Raw genomic sequence first — 19,393 nt, forward strand, 5'->3', positions numbered from 1 at the left:
CCGCCCTGATATCCCATTCATCCGGATCCGCCCCATGCCCTTTTCCGTTCGCGCCCTGCGTCTGGGGCTGATCACCCTGCTGATCGTGCTGGGCACCGCCTTCAGCGCCGGCTGGGCCATGCACCAGGCCAAGCGCCAGGCCATGGAAGCCGACGCCCAGCGTGCCAGCCAGCAGTTGGGCCTGTACGCCAATGCCCTGCACACGCTGATCGACCGCTACCGCGCCCTGCCCGCCGTGCTGGCGCTGGACCCGGAGCTGATCGCCGCCCTGCGCGGCCCGGTCAGCGAACCGGTGCAGGACGCCCTGAACCGCAAGCTCGAACGCATCAATGGCGCCGCCAACTCCTCCACCCTCGAACTGCTCGACCGCACCGGCCTGGCCATCGCCGCCAGCAACTGGCGGTTGCCCAGCAGCTACGTGGGCTCCAACTACGGTTTTCGCCCCTATTTCAAGCAGACCCGCAGCCAAGGCAGTGGCCGCTTCTACGCCGTGGGCGTGACCAGTGGCGTGCCGGGCTACTTCCTCGCCAGCGCGGTGAACGACGAGCATGGCCGCTTCCTCGGCGCCATCGTGGTGAAGCTGGAGTTCCCCGAGCTGGAACGCGAGTGGCGCCAGGGCAGCGACATCCTGCTGGTCAGCGATGCCCGCGGCATCACCTTCATCGCCAACCAGGACGGCTGGCGCTACCGCGAACTGCAGCCGCTCAGTGGTGCCGACCGTGCCGAACTGGCCGAAACCCGTCAGTACGACAAGCAACCGCTGGTGCCGCTGCAGCACCAGGTGCTGACCCGCTTTGCCGACAACAGCACCCTCAGCCGCGTGCAAGGCCCGGAGGGCAGCGCCGAGTACCTGTGGGAAAGCCTGCCACTGGAGGGTGAAAACTGGACCTTGCACCTGCTGCGCAAGCCGCAGGTAGCCGCCGACGGTCGCAATGCCGCACTCGGCGCCGCCGCCGTTTGGCTGAGCCTGGTGTTCGCTGCGCTGTTCGTCAGCCAGCGCCTGCGCCTGGCCCGCTTGCGCCAGCGCAGCCGGGAGGAGCTCAAGCGCCAGGTCGAGGAGCGCACCCGTGAGCTGCGCACCGCTCAGGAGGGGCTGGTGCAATCGGCCAAGCTGGCGGCGCTGGGGCAGATGTCGGCAGCCATGGCCCATGAAATCAACCAGCCGCTGACCACCCAGCGCATGCAGCTGGAAACCCTGCGCCTGCTGCTCGACCATGGCCGACATGACGAAGCACGCCAGGCACTGGAGCCGCTGGAGCAGATGCTCACACGCATGGCCGCGCTCACCAGCCACCTGAAAACCTTCGCCCGCAACAGCCCGGTCGGCCTGCGCGAGCGCCTCGACCTGGCCACGGTGGTCGACCAGGCCCTGCACCTGCTGGAAGCACGCATTCGCAGCGAAGAAGTGGAGGTAGCCCTGTACCTGGCGCGCCCGGCCTGGGTGCGCGGCGATGCCATTCGCCTGGAGCAGGTGCTGATCAACCTGCTGCGCAATGCCCTCGACGCCATGACCGACAAGCGCTACAAACGCCTGGAGATCCGCATCGAGCCCGACGGCGAGCTGTGGCGCCTGAGCGTGCTGGATTCGGGTGGCGGCATTGCCGAGGCCGACCTGGCCAAGGTCTTCGACCCGTTCTTCACCACCAAGCCGGTGGGCGAAGGCCTGGGGCTGGGCCTGGCCATTTCCTACGGTATCGTCCACGAGGCCGGTGGCCAGCTGCAGGCCGAAAACCTGCCTGGCGGCGCGCGCCTGAGCCTTACCCTGCCCCGTGACCTGGAGCCTGTATGTTGAATTCAGTGATCGTCGTCGATGATGAAGCCAGTATCCGCACCGCGGTCGAGCAATGGCTGAGCCTGTCCGGCTTCAGCGTGCAACTGTTCACCCGCGCCGAAGAATGCCTGGCACACCTGCCACGGCACTTTCCCGGGGTAATCATCAGCGATGTACGCATGCCGGGCATGGATGGCCTGCAATTGCTCGAACGCCTGCAGGCGGACGACCCCGACCTGCCGGTGATCCTGCTGACCGGCCACGGCGATGTGCCCATGGCAGTGGATGCCATGCGCAGCGGGGCCTACGACTTCCTGGAAAAACCCTTTACCCCGCAGCACCTGCTGGGCAGCCTGCGCCGGGCCCTGGAAAAGCGCCAGCTGGTCCTGGAAAACCGCCGGCTGCACGAGCAGGCCGACCTCAAGTCACGCCTGGAAGGCACGCTGCTTGGCATGTCCCAAGGCCTGCAACAGCTGCGCCGGCAAGTGCTGGACCTGGCCAGCCTGCCGGTCAATGTGCTGATCCGCGGCGAAACCGGCAGTGGCAAGGAGCGCGTGGCCCGGTGCCTGCACGATTTTGGCCCGCGCGCCGACAAGCCGTTCGTCGCCCTCAACTGTGCAGCCATCCCCGAGTCGCTGTTCGAGGCCGAGCTGTTCGGCCATGAAAGCGGCGCTTTTACCGGTGCCCAAGGCAAGCGCATCGGCAAGCTGGAGTACGCCAACGGTGGCACGGTGTTCCTCGACGAAATCGAAAGCATGCCACTGGCCCAACAGGCCAAGCTGCTGCGGGTGATCCAGGAACAGAAGCTGGAGCGCCTGGGGGCCAACCAGAGCATCAGCGTCGACCTGCGCATCATTGCCGCGACCAAGCCCGACCTGCTCGAAGAAGCCCGCGCCGGGCGCTTCCGCGAAGACCTTGCCTATCGCCTGAACGTGGCCGAGCTGCGCCTGGCGCCATTGCGTGAACGGCGTGAGGACATTCCACTGCTGTTCGAGCACTTTGCCCGTGCCGCCGGCGAAAAGCTTGGCCGCGCAGCCCCGCCACTGTCGGGCGCGCAACTGGCGCAGCTGCTGTCGCATGACTGGCCGGGCAATGTGCGTGAACTGGCCAATGCGGCGGAACGCCATGCATTGGGGCTGGGCTCGCCGAACATCGAGGTGGCGCCTGCCGGGCAGTCGCTGAGCGAGCAGATGGAAGCGTTCGAGGCGCAATGCCTGCGCGCGGCGCTGCGCCAGCACGGGGGCGCGATCAATGCTGTGATGGAAATGTTGCAGCTGCCGCGGCGCACGCTGAACGAGAAGATGCAGCGGCATGGGTTGGTGCGCGAGGACTTCATTGGGCAGGAATGAGCGGAAATCCGCCTATCGCGCTCGGTCACTAAGCAAATAACCGCTCATTAGCAGGATTCTTTTGGGGCTGCGTTGCGGCCCTTCGCGGGCATGCCCGCTCCCACAGGGAAACGCGAAGAGTCAGACGTCACGCGGTCCCTGTGGGAGCGGGCGTGCCCGCGAAGGGTCGCGCAGCGCCCCCATTTGAAGCCCAATGCACCCATTTGGCACACCTTCTGCAATTGCCTTGGCAAGCTGCGCCACGGCGCGCTCCACAAAAACAACGAGAAGGTATCCCTGATGGATAATGCCACCTCCCTGCCAGCCGGGGCGGCCACCGCGCCTGCCACAGAAAAAACCACCGCCAGCCGCCTGAAGTCGATCTTCAGCGGGTCCATCGGCAACATGGTCGAATGGTACGACTGGTACGTCTACGCCGCATTCTCGCTGTACTTCGCCAAGGCCTTCTTCCCAGCCGGCGATTCCACCGCACAATTGCTCAATACCGCCGCGATCTTCGCCGTGGGCTTCCTCATGCGCCCGATCGGTGGTTGGCTGATGGGCCTGTACGCCGACCGCAAAGGCCGCAAGGCCGCACTGATGGCCTCGGTGCTGCTGATGTGCGCCGGCTCGCTGGTCATCGCCCTGACCCCGGGCTACGAAACCATCGGCGTCGCCGCGCCAATCCTGCTGGTCATCGCACGCCTGCTGCAGGGCTTGTCGGTGGGTGGTGAATACGGCACCTCGGCCACCTACCTCAGCGAAATGGCCAGCAAGGATCGCCGTGGCTTCTTCTCCAGCTTCCAGTACGTGACCCTGATCTCCGGCCAGCTCATCGCCCTGGCGGTATTGATCGTCCTGCAACAGACCCTGACCACCGAGCAGCTGTATGCCTGGGGCTGGCGCGTACCGTTCGTGATCGGTGCGCTGTGCGCCGTGGTGGCCCTCTACCTGCGTCGCGGCATGGAAGAAACCGCCTCCTTCACCAAGAAGGAAAAGGCCAAGGAAAGCCTGATGCGCACCCTGCTGCGCCACCCCAAGGAGCTGATGACCGTTGTCGGCCTGACCATGGGCGGCACCCTGGCCTTCTACACCTACACCACCTACATGCAGAAGTACCTGGTCAACACCGTGGGCATGAGCATCAGCGACTCGACCACCATCTCGGCCGCCACGCTGTTCCTGTTCATGTGCCTGCAGCCGGTGATCGGCGGCCTGTCCGACAAGATCGGTCGACGCCCGATCCTGATCGCCTTCGGTGTACTCGGCACCCTGTTCACCGTACCGATCCTCAGCACCCTGCACACCATCCAGACCTGGTGGGGCGCGTTCTTCCTGATCATGGCGGCGCTGATCATCGTCAGCGGCTACACCTCGATCAACGCCGTGGTCAAAGCCGAGCTGTTCCCCACCGAAATCCGCGCCCTGGGCGTGGGCCTGCCGTACGCCCTGACCGTGTCGATCTTCGGCGGCACCGCCGAGTACGTGGCCCTGTGGTTCAAGAGCGCCGGCATGGAGAGTGGCTTCTACTGGTACGTCACCGCCTGCATCGCCTGCTCGCTGCTGGTTTACGCGACCATGAAGGACACCAAGCAGCACTCGCGGATTACCACTGAGTGATGCTGGCCTGGCAGTACTGAAAAGGGGCGCTCCAGTGCATGGGGCGCCCCTTTTTTGTGATACGCGGCAGCCTGTGAGCCGATTGACGGGCCTTATTCGGCTCACAGGATGAGCCGAATAGCGCTATTATTCGGCTCACAAGATGAGCCGAATAGCCGGCTTATTCGGCTCATGGGACGGATCATGAATAGCCCCTTATGGATCTGGCAGCAACCTGCCTGGCCACGCTTCACCTGGCAAAACGAAGCCATCGCGCCAACGCTACGCAATTGCATCGACATGCAAGGACGCCTGCTGGGCAAGATCGGCAGCGTCGATGCACTCAGCGAGTGCCAGAACATCCTCGATACGCTGCTGCAAAACATCGTCACCTCTTCGGCAATCGAAGGTGAGCAGTTGAACGTGGGTTCTGTCCGCTCTTCCCTAGCTCGCCGGCTGGGCATCAAGGAGCAAGGACCTACCAATGCCCGCAGTGAAGGGCTGGCGGAGCTGATGCTGGATGCAACGCAAGGGTATGACCGACCGCTGACCCTGCAGCGCCTGTACACCTGGCACCAGTGGCTGTTCCCACTGGCACAAGGCGCCTTGAGCAAAGCGATACTGGTCGGCCAGTTGCGTGATGAAATGCCCATGCAGGTGATCTCCGGCCGGCTCGACAAACCTACCGTGCATTTCGAAGCACCACCGCGCGATGGCCTGGAAGCCCGACTCAACGAGTTTCTCGACTGGTTTGCCAACAGTCGCGATTCCACCAGCCTGGACCCACTGCTACGTGCCGGCATCGCCCACTTCTGGTTCGTCACCCTGCATCCGTTCGACGATGGCAATGGCCGTCTGACTCGGGCAATCACCGACCTGGCGCTGGCGCAAGGTGAGCGACAGGCCATTCGTTTCTATGCCATGTCTGCCAGCATCCTCGAAGACAGGGCCGGCTATTACCAAGTGCTGGAGAACAGCCAGAAAGGCGACCTGGATATCACCCGCTGGCTATCCTGGTTTCTTTCTACCCTGCTGCGCAGCCTGGAACAGGCCCTGGCCAATATCGACCGGATACTGGCCAAGGCCAGGTTCTGGCAAGCACATCGCTCAGATGGTTTGCTGCCCGAACAGGTAAAGGTGCTCAACAGGTTGCTCGATGGCGGCCCCCGAGGATTCGAGGAAGGCATCAACGCAGCGCAATACCAGGCGGTGGCGAAGGTATCAAAGGCCACTGCGACCCGCCACCTGTCCGATCTGCTCAACAAGGCCTGCCTGGTTCGCCTGCCTGGCGGGGGCCGCAGTACCCGCTACCGCATCAACACTCAGGACATCTCCAACGCCTGACGCGGCTCACGGCGCTGGTACCAGGTGGCCATCAGCACCAGTACCAGCAACACCCCGCCCAGCACCGCCGAAGAGCCAACCGTGCCGAAGTCCAGGCCACCCTTCTCGTGGGGCTTGGTGAGGAAGTCGCCCAAGGTGGCGCCGAACGGGCGGGTAAGCACGAACGCAACCCAGAACAACACCACGCCAGGAATACGTGTCCAGTAGCGGGCCACCACTACCAAGGCGATGGCACTGCCGATCAACAGTGCGCCACCGGCAAAACCGAGCCCCGAGTCATCGGCCAGGTAATCGCCCAGCGCCGTGCCGAGGGTGTTGGAAAACAGGATCGCCACCCAATAGAACAATTCGCCCGTGCGGTTCTTGATGCGGGTGACATCCAGCGGGTTGCCGCTCAGGCGCCATACCAGGAAGGTCAGCAGCAGGATGCCGATGAGGATGGCCGAACCCGCGGCGTAGCCCAGGCCCAGGGTGCGGTCCATGAAGTCGGACATGGTGGTGCCGGCGGTGCTGGTGGAGAGGATCACCAGCCAGTACAGCATCGGGTGGTAGCGGCGCGAGTACAGCTGGCCGAGCAAGGTCAGCAGGAACACGCTGATCAGCAGCAGCGAGCTGAGGGCATAGCCGATGTTCAGGGTCATCGACAGCAAATCACCCGCCGTTTCGCCAAGGGTGGTAGCGCAGATCTTCATGACCCAGAAGGCCAAGGTGATTTGCGGAAGTTTGTTCATTGTTGTGCCGCTCCGGTTTGAGGTGCGGCGATGGTGCTGAGCAGCATTTGAAAAATCGGTTGGTGATGTATGAAAAATGCGTTGAGAAGCCTTCAATGACAGATTTTTCATCCTTAACGCCCCATTAATTCCACTCCCTCAAGCTGCAATGGCTGGCAGAACGTCGGCGCATGGGCAGACACGTCCTGAGCCAGAACCGCTACCAGAGCACCAAGATGTGCGCCAATATATATCTAATTATTCGATTTTAAAGCGCTATTATTTGCGCTTTTTAATCAAGTTAATCGGCGTAGGATTAAACCCATAGAAACAAAACAACCTCAAGAACCCCTGGAGCAACGACCATGAAAAACAAACTGATCCTCACCCTGGCCCTCTCGGTTTTCGCTGCTGGCGCCTTCGCCGAAGATGGCTTCAACCGCACCAACGCCCACACCTTCGCAGCGACCCAGAGCCAATCCGCTGCTTACGCTGAAGATGGCTTCGACCGCACTGGCGGCCAGCGCTTCGCCGAAGACGGCTTCGACCGCACCGGTGGCCAGCGCTTCGCCGAAGACGGCTTCGACCGCACCGGTGGCCAGCGCTTCGCCGAAGACGGCTTCGACCGCACCGGTGGCCAGCGCTTCGCCGAAGACGGCTTCGACCGCACCGGTGGCCAGCGCTTCGCCGAAGACGGCTTCGACCGCACCGGTGGCCAGCGCTTCGCCGAAGACGGCTTCGACCGCACCGGTGGCCAGCGCTTCGCCGAAGACGGCTTCGACCGCACTGGCGGCCAACGTTTCGCCGAAGATGGCTTCGATCGCACCAACGCCCACCGCATCAGCTGATCCCTGATGCGAGCACCCAGCCCGGCTTCGGCCGGGCTTGATCATTTGCAGGCGGGCACAGGCTTGGCACACTAGGCGCCTTGTCCACCAGGAGGTAGGGCCAGCAAGCCCAGCACAGATGTATTACTACGAACCCGCCAAAGGCCACGGCCTGCCCCACGACCCGTTCAACGCCATCGTCGGCCCCCGCCCTATCGGCTGGATCTCCTCACAGGACCGCGAAGGCCGCCTGAACCTGGCGCCCTACAGCTTCTTCAATGCCTTCAACTACATCCCGCCGATCATCGGTTTCTGCAGCGTCGGGCGCAAAGACAGCCTGAACAACATCGAGCAGACCGGCGAATTCGTCTGGAACCTGGCAACCCGCCCGTTGGCCGAGCAGATGAACCAGAGCTGCGCACCGGTTGCCGCCGAGATAAACGAATTTGAATTGAGCGGCCTCACCGCCAAGCCGTCGAGCATCGTCAACGTGCCGCGTGTCGGCGAAACCCCGGTGGCCTTCGAGTGCAAGGTCAGCCAGATTGTCCAGCTCAAGCGGGCCGACCAGGAACTGGTGCCCAGCTGGCTGATCCTGGGTGAAGTGGTGGCGGTGCACATTGCCGAGCACCTGTTGAAGAACGGTATCTACGATACCGCTGCCGCCGAGCCGATCCTGCGTGGGGGTGGCCCGGCAGACTATTTCGAGCTGGGCAACCTGTTCAAGATGGCCCGCCCGCCGGCCTGATCACCAGATCAGCTCACCCTCTTCGCTGACGCCCTGCAGGCGTTGCAGCTCGGCCGTGGCCGCTTCGTCGGCGGCCACGGCGCCCTTGAACACCTGGCCGTCGAGAATCTTGTGAAAGCGCGGCGCACCGCCCATGCCCAGGGCCTTGACCGCGATGGCCGCGTTGTAGCCGCCACCTTCCACCGGGACCATCGCCGAAACCGCTTCGAAATGCGGGAATTCCCTACGTGCCATGTTGCTATCTACCTGGTTGATCAAGGGCAGCATCTTACCCCATTCACCTGTACCGGCCCTATCGCCGGCAAGCCAGCTCCCACAGGTACTGCACCGCCCTCAAGACCTGTGATAACCCTGTAGGAGCTGGCTTGCCGGCGATGAGGCCAGAACAGGCAATACCTCAATCAAAGGTATGCAGATCCAGGCTGCTGACCACCTGTTCCTGCACCAACTCACCAAACACTTCCAGCGTTGGCGAAGCAAAGTAGCCAGTCATCGCCTGCTGGTCTTGCCAGCTGCCACTGAGCAACCATAAATCGGCATCAGCCTGCGAACGCTGCACCGTGAAACTCAGGCAGCCCGGTGCCCGCAACGAGGGCTCGAGCAGGTCACGCAGGCGCGCGCCCAGCTCCGCCGAGCGCCCGCTGCTGGCACGGATGAAAGCAAGGTGGGTGACCGGTTGTGTCGGGGTCATTGCACAATCTCCTTGAAGCAGGCGGACGGAAAAGCCAGGCTGCCAAGGTTAGGGCCTCACCCGCGCGACGCGTTAGGCCATTACTGCTCGCCGATTGCCTGATCCTGCAGCGCGGCAGGATCAGGCAATCGGCGTGCAGCTTTTGACTAGCGCCCGCCATTGCCCAAACCTATGCTGCGTCGGTCAGCAGAGGAAAGCCATCATGACCACCGCCACGTCCATCGACCCAAGCCTGGAACTGCAACGCCAGGAGCTCGCCGAGCTGATCCGCCGCCACGCCGGGGAGCCCCACGGCCCGGCATCGGCCATCGATGACCTGTACCTGGTGCGCTACACCGAAAACGTGCGCTCGGTACCGACCCTGGCTCAACCCGCGCTGTGCATCCTCGCCCAGGGCAGCAAAAGCCTGTTCCTGGGTGACGAGCAGTATGCCTACGACCCGCTGCACTACATGGTGGTCTCGGTTACCTTGCCGCTTAGCGGCGTAAAGCTCGACGCCAGCCCCGAGCACCCGAGCCTTGGCCTGCGCATGGACCTGGACCCGGCCGAAATCAGCCAGCTGATCGCCGAAAGCGGGCCGATGCTGGTGCCCAACCGGCCTTCCGGTCGTGGCTTGTATGTGGAAAGAACCGATGCCGCGTTGCTCGACGCCTTGCTGCGGCTGATACGCCTGCTGGACACCCCTCGCGATATCGCGATGCTCGCGCCGCTGTTCCGTCGGGAAATTCTGTACCGCCTGCTGCGCGGGCCGCAGGGCTATCGGTTGTACGAAATCGCCTTGGCCAACAGCCAGACCCACCGGGTTTGCCAGGCCATCACCTGGCTCAACCAGAATTACCAGCTGCCTTTGCGCATCGAGGACCTGGCGCGGGAGGTCAACCTCAGCACCTCGACCTTGCACCACCGGTTCAAGGCCGTGACGTCGATGAGCCCGTTGCAGTATCAGAAGCAACTGCGCCTGCAGGAGGCGCGGCGCTTGATGCTGAATGACGGGCTCGAGGCAGCGGTGGCTGCCTACCGGGTGGGGTATGAAAGCCCGTCACAGTTCAGCCGTGAATACAGCCGGCTGTATGGCGCGCCGCCGATTCGTGATGTGGCCAGGTTGCGGGCGACTGCTGGCTGAGTTTGGCTTTGCCTGTGCCGGCCCTTTCGCGGGTAAACCCGCTCCCACAGGTTTTGCACAGATACTGAAAACTGTGCAGTACCTGTGGGAGCGGGTTCACCCGCGAAAGGGCCGGTACAGGCAATAGCTTCACTTCAACCCAACACAGCCCCCTGCCACTGATTCTGGTCAACCTGGATCAAGGTCGGCCCCTTGCGCTCCACTGCCTGCCCCAACGCCACCTGCAACTGCGCCACATCTGCCACCTGCTCCGCTGCCGCGCCCAGGGCCCGCGCCACACCGATGAAGTCCGGCGTATGGATATCCACCCCGACCGGCTCGATGGCCCGGTTGACCATGTACTTCTTGATTTCCTCGTACCCCTGGTTGTTCCACAGCAGCACGATCAGCGGCACCTGCGCTTCCACCGCGCTGGCCAGCTCCGGCAAGGTGAACTGCAAACCGCCATCACCAATCAGGCACACCGCAGGCGCACGCTCACCGACCTGCTCCGCGCTGCCCAGCCAGGCGCCCATGGCCGCCGGCAATGCATAACCCAAGGTGCCGTAGCCGGTCGAGGCATTGAACCAACGGCGTGGCTGGTCCATGTCCAGGGTCAGGTTGCCGGTGTACACCGGTTGGGTCGAATCGCCCACCAGAATGGCATTGGGCAGGCGCTCGATAATTGCATTCAGCAAACGTGTCTGGCTCAGGGTCGGCTGGTCCCAACCCGCCGCCAGTGCCTGGCGCAGCTTGGCCACCCGGGCTGCCCCCCACGTGCTTTCACGCACGGGTTGCGGCAGCGCCTGCAAGGCACCGAGCAGCGCCTCGGCCGCCAGTTCGGCATCGGCCACCAGTGACAGCGTCGGCAGGTAATTGCGCACGGTCTGGTCCGGGTCGATGTCGATGCGCAACAGGCTGCCCGGGATCTCGAAACCACCTTTGAAGGTGACGTCATAGTCGGTTTCGGCCAGTTCGGTGCCGATCGCCAGCACCACATCGGCCTCGGCCACCAGCGCCCGCGTGGCTGGCAGTGACTGGGTCGAGCCAATCTGCAGCGGGTGGCTGGCCGGCAGCAGCCCCTTGGCATTGATGGTCAGCGCCACCGGCGCCTGCAGTTGTTCGGCCAGGCGCGCCAGCGCAGCGCCCGCGGCCAATGCGCCGCCCCCGGCCAGGATCAATGGCCGCTGTGCATTGGCCAGGCGCTCGGCCATCTGCGCCACGGCCTGCGGCGCTGCCCCCGCCCGGCTGCTGCGCACCACGCGCCCCGGCAGCAGGTGGTCGGCCGGTTCGACCAGCACGTCGAGCGGGATCTCGATATGCACCGGGCGCGGGCGGGCGCCTTCGAACACGGCGAATGCCCGGGCCAGCACCTGCGGCAGGTCATCGGCACTCATCAGGGTGTGGGAAAACGCCGCCACACCCGACACCAGCGCTGCCTGGTTGGGCAACTCGTGCAGCTTGCCGCGGCCACCGCCCAGCTGGTCGCGGGCCTGCACGCTGGAAATCACCAGCATCGGGATCGAGTCGGCATAGGCCTGGCCCATGGCGGTGGTGATGTTGGTCATGCCCGGGCCGGTGATGATGAAGCACACCCCCGGTTTGCCGCGGGTCCGCGCATAGCCGTCGGCCATGAACCCGGCACCCTGCTCGTGGCGCGGGGTGACATGGCGGATGGACGAGCCCGCCAGGCCGCGGTAGAGCTCCACGGTATGTACACCAGGAATGCCGAAGACATGGTCAACGCCATAGCCTTCAAGGAGTTTTACCAGTACTTCGCCGCAGGTTGCCATCGGGTTTCACCATGAATCTTGGTTAGGTTATGCCCTTATTGGACCCAGCCACGGCTATCGCCACAATGCAAAAAAACACATACTAGCCATGTTCTGTAATCATGGCTCAGCACAATGAAACGCCTCCCGCCCCTGCCCGCCCTGCATACCTTCCTGGTAACCGCCCAGCACTGCAATTTCACCCGTGCCGGGCAGCAGTTGCATATCACCCAGGGCGCCGTCAGCCGACAGATCGCGGCCCTCGAAGAGCATCTGGGTTATGCCTTGTTCCAGCGCCAGGCCCGTGGGCTGAGCCTGACCCGTGAAGGCCAGGACTGGCTGCCAAGGGTGCAGCAGGTGTTCGCGCTGATCGAACAAGGGGTGCGCGAGGTGGGTGGGCGTAGCACTACCTTGCAGCTCAAGGCACCGACCTGCGTGATGCGCTGGCTGCTGCCACGCCTGATGGAATGGCAGGCGCTACGCCCGGATGTGCCTGTAGAGCTGACCACTACGGTGCAACATGGAGTGGACTTTCGCCGCGAGGGTTTCGATGCGGCGGTGGTGTATGGCGATGCGCCGAACCATGGGCTGCGCGTGCGCAAGCTGTTCGATGAGCAGCTGACGCCGGTGTGTGCGCCGTCATTGCGCCAAGGGCCGGTACCGTTGCAGCAGGTCGAGGACCTGGCGCTACACATGCTGCTGCACCCGTCGCGGGATGAGCATGACTGGCGGTTATGGCTGCAGGCAGCCGGGGTGACGCTGGGCACTCAAGGGCCGAAGCAGCATTTCGAGACACTGGACATGGCGATGGCCATGGCCTCGCAGGGCACCGGCGTGGCCATCGGCGACTGGTCGCTGATCGGCGATGACTTGCGCGGGGGGCGGTTGTGCATGCCGTTTGCGCTGAAAGTGATGACCGGCAAGGGGTATTACCTGGTGAGCCAGGCCAAGAGCTTGCCGCCGGGACTGGTGGAGTTGTTGGATTGGCTGGAACACCAGGCCAGCCTGCAAGGGCCCCTTCGCGGGTAAACCCGCTCCCACAAGTAATACACCGGCATCGAAATCAGTGCAGAACCTGTGGGAGCGGGTTTACCCGCGAAGGGGGCGACTCAATAGCCGACAGTGAAACGCTGCCGCGAGTGCTGCGGCTTTTCCAGTTCGTCGAGCATGGCAATCGCGTAATCGCCAAAGGTGATCCAGCTCTTGCCATCCGCGCCGATCAACAGATGATCCTTGCCCAGCTTGTAATGCCCGCTGCGCTCACCTTCAACGAACTCCGCCGACGGCGACAGGAAGGTCCAGTCCAGGTTCGGTTCCCGTTGCAACGCTTCCAGAAAATGCACCCCGGCAGTGGCCTCGGCCTTGTATGCCTCGGGGAAGTCCGGGCTGTCGATCACCCGATGCCCAGACGGCAGCAACAGGCTACCGGCCCCACCCACCACCAGCAGGCGCCTGACCCCGGCCCGCTTGACCGGCTCGATGATGGCGTGTGGCTCGATGGTCGAGAAATGCGCCGCACTCAGCACCGCATCCACACCCGCGACTGCCGCTTGCAGCGCCGCGCTGTCCTTGGCATCCAGCGCCTTGACCGTCACCCCGTCCCGCCCCTGCAACCGCGACGGGTCGCGGGCGATGGCCAGCACACTGTGGCCACGGCGCAGGGCCTCTTCCAGCAACTGGCTGCCAGCGCGGCCAGTGGCACCGATGATTGCAATCTTGCTCATGGGATACTCTCCATCAGTTGAACGGAATTACCACTTCATCTCGCCCTTGGCGACCTTGGCCCCCAGCTCCAGCGAGCTTTCATCGGCCAGCCCTGGGTAACGTCGCTTCATCGCCGCGATCAACGCACCGGCGTCTTTCGCCTTGGCGGTCTCGGCATCGAAATCACGAATGTAGTTCGCCGTGAAACGCACGGCCTGCAGCGATCGGCTGCTGTCTTCCAGGTAATGCCCGGGGATGACCGTGCGCGGCGCCAGCGCTTCGATGTGCGCCAGGGTGCCGAGCCAGTCGGCGTGGGACTTGGCCGTTTGCGTGTCGGCCATCCACACATGAATGTTCTCCGACACCACCACGCCACCGACCACCGCCTTGATCGACGGGATCCACACAAAACTGCGGTCAGGTTGCGGGCCGTCCAGGCCGACCACTTCGAGGGCCTGCCCTTCCAGCGTCAGGCGGTTGCCTTCGAGCACCTGCGGCAGCACCAGTCGCGCCGGCTTGTCCGCGCCCATCTGCGGGCCCCAGTAGGCCAGCTTGGCATCCATGGTCTGGCGGATATGGGCAACCGTGGCGGCCGATGCCAGCACCTTGGCCTCGGGGAAGGCCTGGGTCAGGGTATCCAGGCCGAAGTAGTAGTCCGGGTCGCCATGGCTGATGTAGATGCTGGTCAGCTGCTTGCCACCCGCCCGCAGGCGCTGCACCAGCTGCTCGGCCTGGGCCTTGCCGAACTGGGCATCGACGAGGATGGCGTCGTGCTCGCCGCTGACGATCACCGAACTGACCGGGAAGATCGCCTCATGCCCGGGGTTGTAAACCTCCAGCCGCAAGGGGTCGGCAGCCAGCGCCGGGCCGGCCAGGGTCACACAGGCCAGCAGCAGGCCACGCAAGGGAGTGAAAAGAGACATCGCAAACGCCCGTCAGATGAACAATGCCCAACAGCTTAGTTGCCCAATCCGTGCCAAAAAATGCGATGCTCGAACATAGTTTGTTTCTGAAACCGGGCAAATCATGGACCGTCTCAACGCCATGCGCGTTTTCGTCACCGTCGTCGACCTGGGCAGCCAGTCGGCGGCGGCGGATCATCTGCAACTGTCGCGGCCGGTGGTGTCGCGCTACCTGGCAGAGCTGGAAGACTGGGTTGGCGCACGGCTGATGCAGCGCACCACACGCAAGCTCAGCCTCACCGCCGCCGGCCAGGAAACCCTGCCCCGCTGCCGGCAACTGCTGGAACTGGCCGGCGACCTGCAGGCCGCGGTGCAGCAGCCGGATGACGCGCCCAGGGGCGCACTGCGCATCAGCGTCAGCACCTCGTTCGGCCAGGCCCAGCTGGTGGATGCAGTGGCCGCCTACGTCCGGCGCTACCCCGGGGTGAAGGTGGAACTGCAGATGCTCGATCGCACGGTCAACCTGGTGGACGAGCGCATCGACCTGGCCATCCGCACCAGCAATGACCTGGACCCCAACCTGATCGCCCGGCGCCTGAGCGTGTGCCGCTCGGCAGTGTGTGCGGCACCGGCCTACCTGCGCGAGCACGGCACGCCGCAACGGGTCGAGGATCTGAGCCGGCACAACTGCCTGACCCATGCCTACTTCGGCCACAGCCTGTGGCATTTCGAGGTGGCCGGCCAGCAAGTCGCCGTGCCAGTGGCGGGGAACATCAGTGCCAACGAGGCGATGACACTGCAGAAGGCGGCGCTGGCCGGCGCAGGTATCGCCATGCTGCCGACCTACCAGGCCGCGGAGGCCCTGCGCCGGGGTGAACTGGTGCGCCTGCTGCCCGAAGCCAGCCCACGCGAGCTGAACCTGAATGCGGTGTACACCTCGCGCAAGCACATGCCGGCGACCTTGCGCAGCATGCTGGATTTTCTGGTGCAGCGGTTCAAGGACGAACCGGAGTGGGATCAGGACTTGTAAGGCCCATGTGGGAGCGGCCTTGCGTCGCGAAAGGACCGCGCAGCGGTCCCGGGATCTTGGCCACATCAAATATTGTCGGGGCTGCTACGCAGCCCTTTCGCGACACAAGGCCGCTCCTACGGGGATGGCGTTGTCACTCCTCGACGCTCATGTATTCCTTGGCCCAGCGGATGTAGTCCTCGGGCTGGGTGTAGGTGTGCGAGAGTTCGGTGGCGCTGAGGTTTTCCGACTTGTTCTGCTGGCCGCGCTGCAGCCGCAGGCAATCGTAGGTGGCCTTGATCGCGGCAAAGTAGGCGGCGTGACCATCGACCACGATGCGCACGCCCAGGCGTGCCAGGCGCTCGTCGTCGCGCAGGCTCGGGTTGCCGTAGGTCACCAGCATCAGCGGCACCGTCAGGTGCTCGGCAATCTGCTCGAGTTGCTCGAAGTCCTTCACCCCAACCATGCAGATACCGTCGGCTCCGGCCTTCTGGTAGCTCTGGGTACGCACGATGATTTCTTCGGTGGTGAGCACGCCAGCGTTGGTCCGGGCAATTATCGACAGCGACGAATCGACCCGCGCCTCCAGCGCCGCACGGATCTTGCCGACGCCCTCTTCAACCGGGATCAGGTCGGTGGACTTGCGCCCGAACTGGGCAGGCAGCAGGGTGTCCTCGATGGTCAGCGCAGCCACGCCGGCGCGCTCCAGTTCGATGACCGTGCGCATGACATTCAGCGCGTTGCCATAGCCGTGGTCGGCGTCAGCCAGCACCGGCAGTTGCGCCACGCGACCAATACGGGTGGCCTGCTCGACGAACTCGCTGAGGGTGATCAGGGCGAAGTCCGGTGCAGCCAGTACCTGCAACGAAGCGACCGAACCACCGAGGATGCCGACCTCGAAGCCCAGGTCTGCGGCAATGCGTGCCGACATCGGGTCGAACACCGATGCGGTGTGATAACAGGAACCTGAAGCGAGCAGCTCGCGGAAGGCAAAACGCAGATCTTGATGGGAAGCCTTGGGCATGATCACTCCGCAAAATAAGTTGAAATTCGAACGGTAACTACCGACCCCTGTAATCGGGTCTACCTGGCCTGTTCCAACCGTCGCCATCTGGGCGGTCATGCTCGACATGCAGGCAGAGGAATAAAAGGTGTGGGAGACAGCGGCGCGAAAACCTGCGGCATAATGTTGCACCAAGCTGGTGCAAGCCCCCGGTTTTCAGCCTCTGTGGCATACCAACGATATCACGCAGCCATGCAGCACTGGATGAATGCGCCAATGCCGATCTTGCATAGGGGATGCAGATAGTACATAGGAAGCTACCTAACTCAGGTTACAATCCGGGGACTTCATGCTGGCCTCTTCGCGGGTAAACCCGCTCCCACAGGGACCGCGCCGTCCTCAGGAGCGACACCGGACCTGTGGGAGCGGGTTTACCCGCGAAGAAGGCCGCCACCGTCATACAAGGTATCCCCGTGACCGCCGCCCTGCCCCCCACCACCCTGCGCAACGTGCTCACCGCCCTGATGCTGGCGATCTTCCTCGGCGCCCTGGACCAGACCATCGTTGCCGTCTCGCTGCCGGCGATCTCGGCGCAGTTCAACGATGTCGGCCTGCTGGCCTGGGTCATCTCCGGCTACATGGTGGCGATGACCGTGGCCGTGCCGATCTACGGCAAGCTGGGCGACCTGTACGGGCGGCGCAGGATGATCCTCACCGGCATCAGCCTGTTCACCCTGGCCTCGATCGCCTGCGCCCTGGCCCAGGACATGCAGCAACTGGTGCTGGCCCGGGTACTGCAGGGCATTGGCGCCGGTGGCATGGTCTCGGTGAGCCAGGCGATCATCGGCGACTTCGTGCCCCCGCGAGAGCGCGGCCGCTACCAGGGCTATTTCAGCAGCATGTACGCGGTGGCCAGCGTCGCCGGGCCGGTGCTGGGCGGCTGGCTGACCGAATACCTGTCATGGCGCTGGGTGTTCTGGATCAACCTGCCGCTGGGGCTGGTTGCACTGTGGGCGATCCGCCGCGCCCTCGGCGGCATGCCGGCGCAGCGCCGCGAGGCGCAGGTGGACTACCTTGGCGCCGTGCTGCTGATTCTCGGCCTGGGTAGCCTGTTGCTGGGCATTACCCTGGTCGGCCAGGGCCACGCCTGGGCCGACCCGGCCGTGCTGGCCCTGTTCGCCTGCGCCGCGCTGGGCCTGGTGCTGTTCATCGCCCATGAGCGCCGCTGCCCGGAGCCACTGCTGCCACTCGGCCTGTTCGGCAACCGCGTGGCGGTGCTGTGCTGGGGCGTGATCTTCTTCGCCAGTTTCCAGTCGATCTCCCTGACCATGCTCATGCCGTTGCGCTACCAGGGCATCACCGGCGCCGGTGCCGACAGCGCGGCCTTGCACCTCCTGCCGCTGGTGATGGGGCTGCCCATGGGTGCCTTCACCGGCGGGCGCATGACCAGCCTGACCGGGCGCTACAAGCCACAGATCCTGGCCGGTGCACTGCTGATGCCGCTGGCCATTTTCGCCATGGCGCTGACCCCGCCGCAGTCGGCCTTGCTCAGTGCGCTGTTCATGCTGCTGACCGGCATCGCGTGTGGGCTGCAGTTCCCGACCTCGCTGGTAGGCACGCAAAGCGCGGTGGACAGCAAGGACATCGGCGTGGCCACCAGCACCACCAACCTGTTCCGCTCGCTGGGCGGGGCCATGGGGGTGGCGTGCATGTCCAGCCTGCTGCTGGCGCTGCTGCACCAGGGCGGGTTCGAGTCGCTGGGTAATCCGTTGCTGGGGAGCCTGAAGGCCGGTGAAGTGGACCTGGTGACACAGGGGCGGTTGCTCGAGACGTTCCAGCAACTGTTGATGGGGAGTGCGCTGGTTGCACTGCTTGGGCTACTGGCGGCGGTGGCATTGCCGGATCGGCAACTGCGCGGACGCTAAGAGCTGCGCGATTTTTGTAGGAGCGGCCTTGTGTCGCGATAGGGCTGCAGAGCAGCCCCAGCAATTCATGCATTGATGCTGAAATCCTGGGGCTGCTCTGCAGCCCTATCGCGACACAAGGCCGCTCCTACAGGATTTGCACCTTATGCCAGTCATCCGAAAGCATTAATCCCCCCTTAACACAAAGGGGTAACACTCCCTCACAATCCTTAACAAAGTGTCATTTGCGCAGAGCCGGGCTCAAGCGCAGCATATCCAGCCCGGTGTCGACCCACTTTTCGACATCCTTCAACAGATCGACACTGTCAGGCAGCAACAGCCAGCGCCCGATCAGGCCATCGACATAGGCAAACATGGCCACCGCCGCGCGCTCGACATCCAGCTCGCCTGGCAACTGGCCCCGGCGCACGGCATTGGCCAACGCCAGGGTGATGCCCTTGTGGCAATCCAGCACCGCACCCTGGCGCTGCTGGCGAATTTCACACATGTCATCGGTGAACTCGCACTTGTGATGCAGGATTTCATTGATACGCCGGGTTCGGGCATCGAGCACCAGCTCGTTGAACACTTGCAGCAACAGCTTGCGCATGCAGCCAAGCGGGTCCACTTCGTCCTCGCTTTCGCTCGCCCGCGCCAGGTGGTCATGGGTTTCATGCAGGCTGTCGAGCAGCGCCTGCACCAACTCGGCCTTGTTGTTGAAGTGCCAGTAGATCGCCCCCCGCGTCACACCCGCCAGTTCGGCGATGTCGGCCAGGGTGGTTCGCGCAACCCCGCGCTTGTAGAAGGCCTTTTCCGCCGCCTCGATGATCTGGGCGCGGGTTTCCTGGGCTTCTTCTTTGGTTCGACGGACCATGGCAGTACAAACCTCATCTGCCCCGAACGCGCGGCGCGTGCGGGGAACACTCCGGGGGCACCTCTGCAGGGTGCCTCGCGGAGGAGCTAATCAAGGGCTGTGGCAGTA

General features: G+C 64.0%; 17 protein-coding genes and 1 pseudogene. 10 read left to right on the forward strand and 8 right to left on the reverse strand.

Features of this window, described 5'->3' with window-relative positions:
• Window positions 1-34: 34 nt before the first annotated feature.
• The 4 genes from CAG46_RS06560 (at window position 35) to CAG46_RS06575 (ending at window position 6,042) form a co-directional block, all read left to right on the forward strand.
• The gene (locus tag CAG46_RS06560; RefSeq protein ID WP_085614257.1) at window positions 35-1,792 is read left to right on the forward strand and encodes an ATP-binding protein; all 1,758 of its coding nucleotides are present in this window, start codon (window positions 35-37) and stop codon (window positions 1,790-1,792) included.
• The gene (locus CAG46_RS06565) at window positions 1,786-3,120 is read left to right on the forward strand and encodes a sigma-54 dependent transcriptional regulator (protein WP_085614258.1); all 1,335 of its coding nucleotides are present in this window, start codon (window positions 1,786-1,788) and stop codon (window positions 3,118-3,120) included. The genes CAG46_RS06560 and CAG46_RS06565 overlap by 7 nt, the downstream gene beginning before the upstream one ends.
• A 279-nt stretch (window positions 3,121-3,399) precedes the next feature.
• The gene (locus tag CAG46_RS06570; RefSeq protein ID WP_075046206.1) at window positions 3,400-4,719 is read left to right on the forward strand and encodes an MFS transporter; all 1,320 of its coding nucleotides are present in this window, start codon (window positions 3,400-3,402) and stop codon (window positions 4,717-4,719) included.
• Window positions 4,720-4,902: 183 nt separating this feature from the next.
• Window positions 4,903-6,042 carry a Fic family protein gene (locus CAG46_RS06575; protein ID WP_085614259.1) on the forward strand — a complete coding sequence of 380 codons (1,140 nt, stop codon included), beginning with the start codon at window positions 4,903-4,905 and terminating at the stop codon, window positions 6,040-6,042.
• On the opposite strand, the gene CAG46_RS06580 is transcribed toward CAG46_RS06575, so the two are convergent.
• Window positions 6,021-6,773 (reverse strand): membrane protein, encoded by a 753-nt coding sequence (locus CAG46_RS06580; RefSeq protein ID WP_025340470.1) that lies wholly within the window; start codon window positions 6,771-6,773, stop codon window positions 6,021-6,023. The genes CAG46_RS06575 and CAG46_RS06580 overlap by 22 nt on opposite strands.
• Window positions 6,774-7,117: 344 nt before the next feature.
• Here CAG46_RS06580 and CAG46_RS06585 point away from each other — a divergent pair.
• Window positions 7,118-7,480, forward strand: a pseudogene (locus CAG46_RS06585) (heme utilization protein); the annotation flags it as partial.
• A gap of 238 nt (window positions 7,481-7,718) precedes the next feature.
• Window positions 7,719-8,324 carry a flavin reductase family protein gene (locus CAG46_RS06590; protein ID WP_085614260.1) on the forward strand — a complete coding sequence of 202 codons (606 nt, stop codon included), beginning with the start codon at window positions 7,719-7,721 and terminating at the stop codon, window positions 8,322-8,324.
• Here the strand turns inward: CAG46_RS06590 and CAG46_RS06595 are convergent, their stop codons facing one another.
• Window positions 8,325-8,591: a hypothetical protein gene (locus CAG46_RS06595; protein ID WP_015271637.1), complete on the reverse strand. Its 267-nt coding sequence runs from the start codon at window positions 8,589-8,591 to the stop codon at window positions 8,325-8,327. It lies immediately after the preceding gene.
• 130 nt (window positions 8,592-8,721) lie between these two features.
• Window positions 8,722-9,015: a putative quinol monooxygenase gene (locus tag CAG46_RS06600; RefSeq protein ID WP_075046210.1), complete on the reverse strand. Its 294-nt coding sequence runs from the start codon at window positions 9,013-9,015 to the stop codon at window positions 8,722-8,724.
• 202 nt (window positions 9,016-9,217) lie between these two features.
• On the opposite strand from CAG46_RS06600, the gene CAG46_RS06605 reads away from it, so the two are divergent.
• Window positions 9,218-10,138 carry an AraC family transcriptional regulator gene (locus tag CAG46_RS06605; protein WP_025340474.1) on the forward strand — a complete coding sequence of 307 codons (921 nt, stop codon included), beginning with the start codon at window positions 9,218-9,220 and terminating at the stop codon, window positions 10,136-10,138.
• A gap of 134 nt (window positions 10,139-10,272) precedes the next feature.
• Here CAG46_RS06605 and CAG46_RS06610 read toward each other — a convergent pair whose 3' ends face one another.
• Complete coding sequence (locus tag CAG46_RS06610; RefSeq protein ID WP_085614261.1) at window positions 10,273-11,910, reverse strand: 5-guanidino-2-oxopentanoate decarboxylase; 1,638 nt, start codon at window positions 11,908-11,910, stop codon at window positions 10,273-10,275.
• A gap of 114 nt (window positions 11,911-12,024) precedes the next feature.
• Here CAG46_RS06610 and CAG46_RS06615 point away from each other — a divergent pair, with 114 nt between their 5' ends.
• The gene (locus CAG46_RS06615) at window positions 12,025-12,918 is read left to right on the forward strand and encodes a LysR substrate-binding domain-containing protein (RefSeq protein ID WP_085614262.1); all 894 of its coding nucleotides are present in this window, start codon (window positions 12,025-12,027) and stop codon (window positions 12,916-12,918) included.
• A gap of 80 nt (window positions 12,919-12,998) precedes the next feature.
• Here the strand turns inward: CAG46_RS06615 and CAG46_RS06620 are convergent, their stop codons facing one another.
• Entirely contained in the window at window positions 12,999-13,613 is a 615-nt protein-coding gene (locus CAG46_RS06620; RefSeq protein ID WP_085614263.1) for an NAD(P)-dependent oxidoreductase, read from the reverse strand.
• Window positions 13,614-13,640: 27 nt separating this feature from the next.
• Window positions 13,641-14,516: an MBL fold metallo-hydrolase gene (locus CAG46_RS06625; RefSeq protein WP_085614264.1), complete on the reverse strand. Its 876-nt coding sequence runs from the start codon at window positions 14,514-14,516 to the stop codon at window positions 13,641-13,643.
• Window positions 14,517-14,619: 103 nt separating this feature from the next.
• On the opposite strand from CAG46_RS06625, the gene CAG46_RS06630 reads away from it, so the two are divergent.
• Entirely contained in the window at window positions 14,620-15,525 is a 906-nt protein-coding gene (locus CAG46_RS06630) for a LysR family transcriptional regulator (protein WP_085614265.1), read from the forward strand.
• Window positions 15,526-15,658: 133 nt separating this feature from the next.
• Here the strand turns inward: CAG46_RS06630 and CAG46_RS06635 are convergent, their stop codons facing one another.
• Window positions 15,659-16,528: an oxaloacetate decarboxylase gene (locus tag CAG46_RS06635; RefSeq protein ID WP_025340480.1), complete on the reverse strand. Its 870-nt coding sequence runs from the start codon at window positions 16,526-16,528 to the stop codon at window positions 15,659-15,661.
• 452 nt (window positions 16,529-16,980) lie between these two features.
• Between CAG46_RS06635 and CAG46_RS06640 the strand changes: the two genes are divergently transcribed.
• Entirely contained in the window at window positions 16,981-18,432 is a 1,452-nt protein-coding gene (locus CAG46_RS06640) for an MDR family MFS transporter (RefSeq protein ID WP_085614266.1), read from the forward strand.
• Between the two features lie 220 nt (window positions 18,433-18,652).
• On the opposite strand, the gene ttgR is transcribed toward CAG46_RS06640, so the two are convergent.
• Window positions 18,653-19,285, reverse strand: coding sequence for an efflux transport transcriptional regulator TtgR (gene ttgR / locus CAG46_RS06645; RefSeq protein ID WP_025340482.1), 633 nt, complete (start codon window positions 19,283-19,285; stop codon window positions 18,653-18,655).
• Window positions 19,286-19,393: the final 108 nt, after the last annotated feature.

This window comes from Pseudomonas sp. B23(2017), from assembly GCF_002113725.1.
In the GTDB taxonomy this organism is placed as follows: domain Bacteria; phylum Pseudomonadota; class Gammaproteobacteria; order Pseudomonadales; family Pseudomonadaceae; genus Aquipseudomonas; species Aquipseudomonas putida_Z.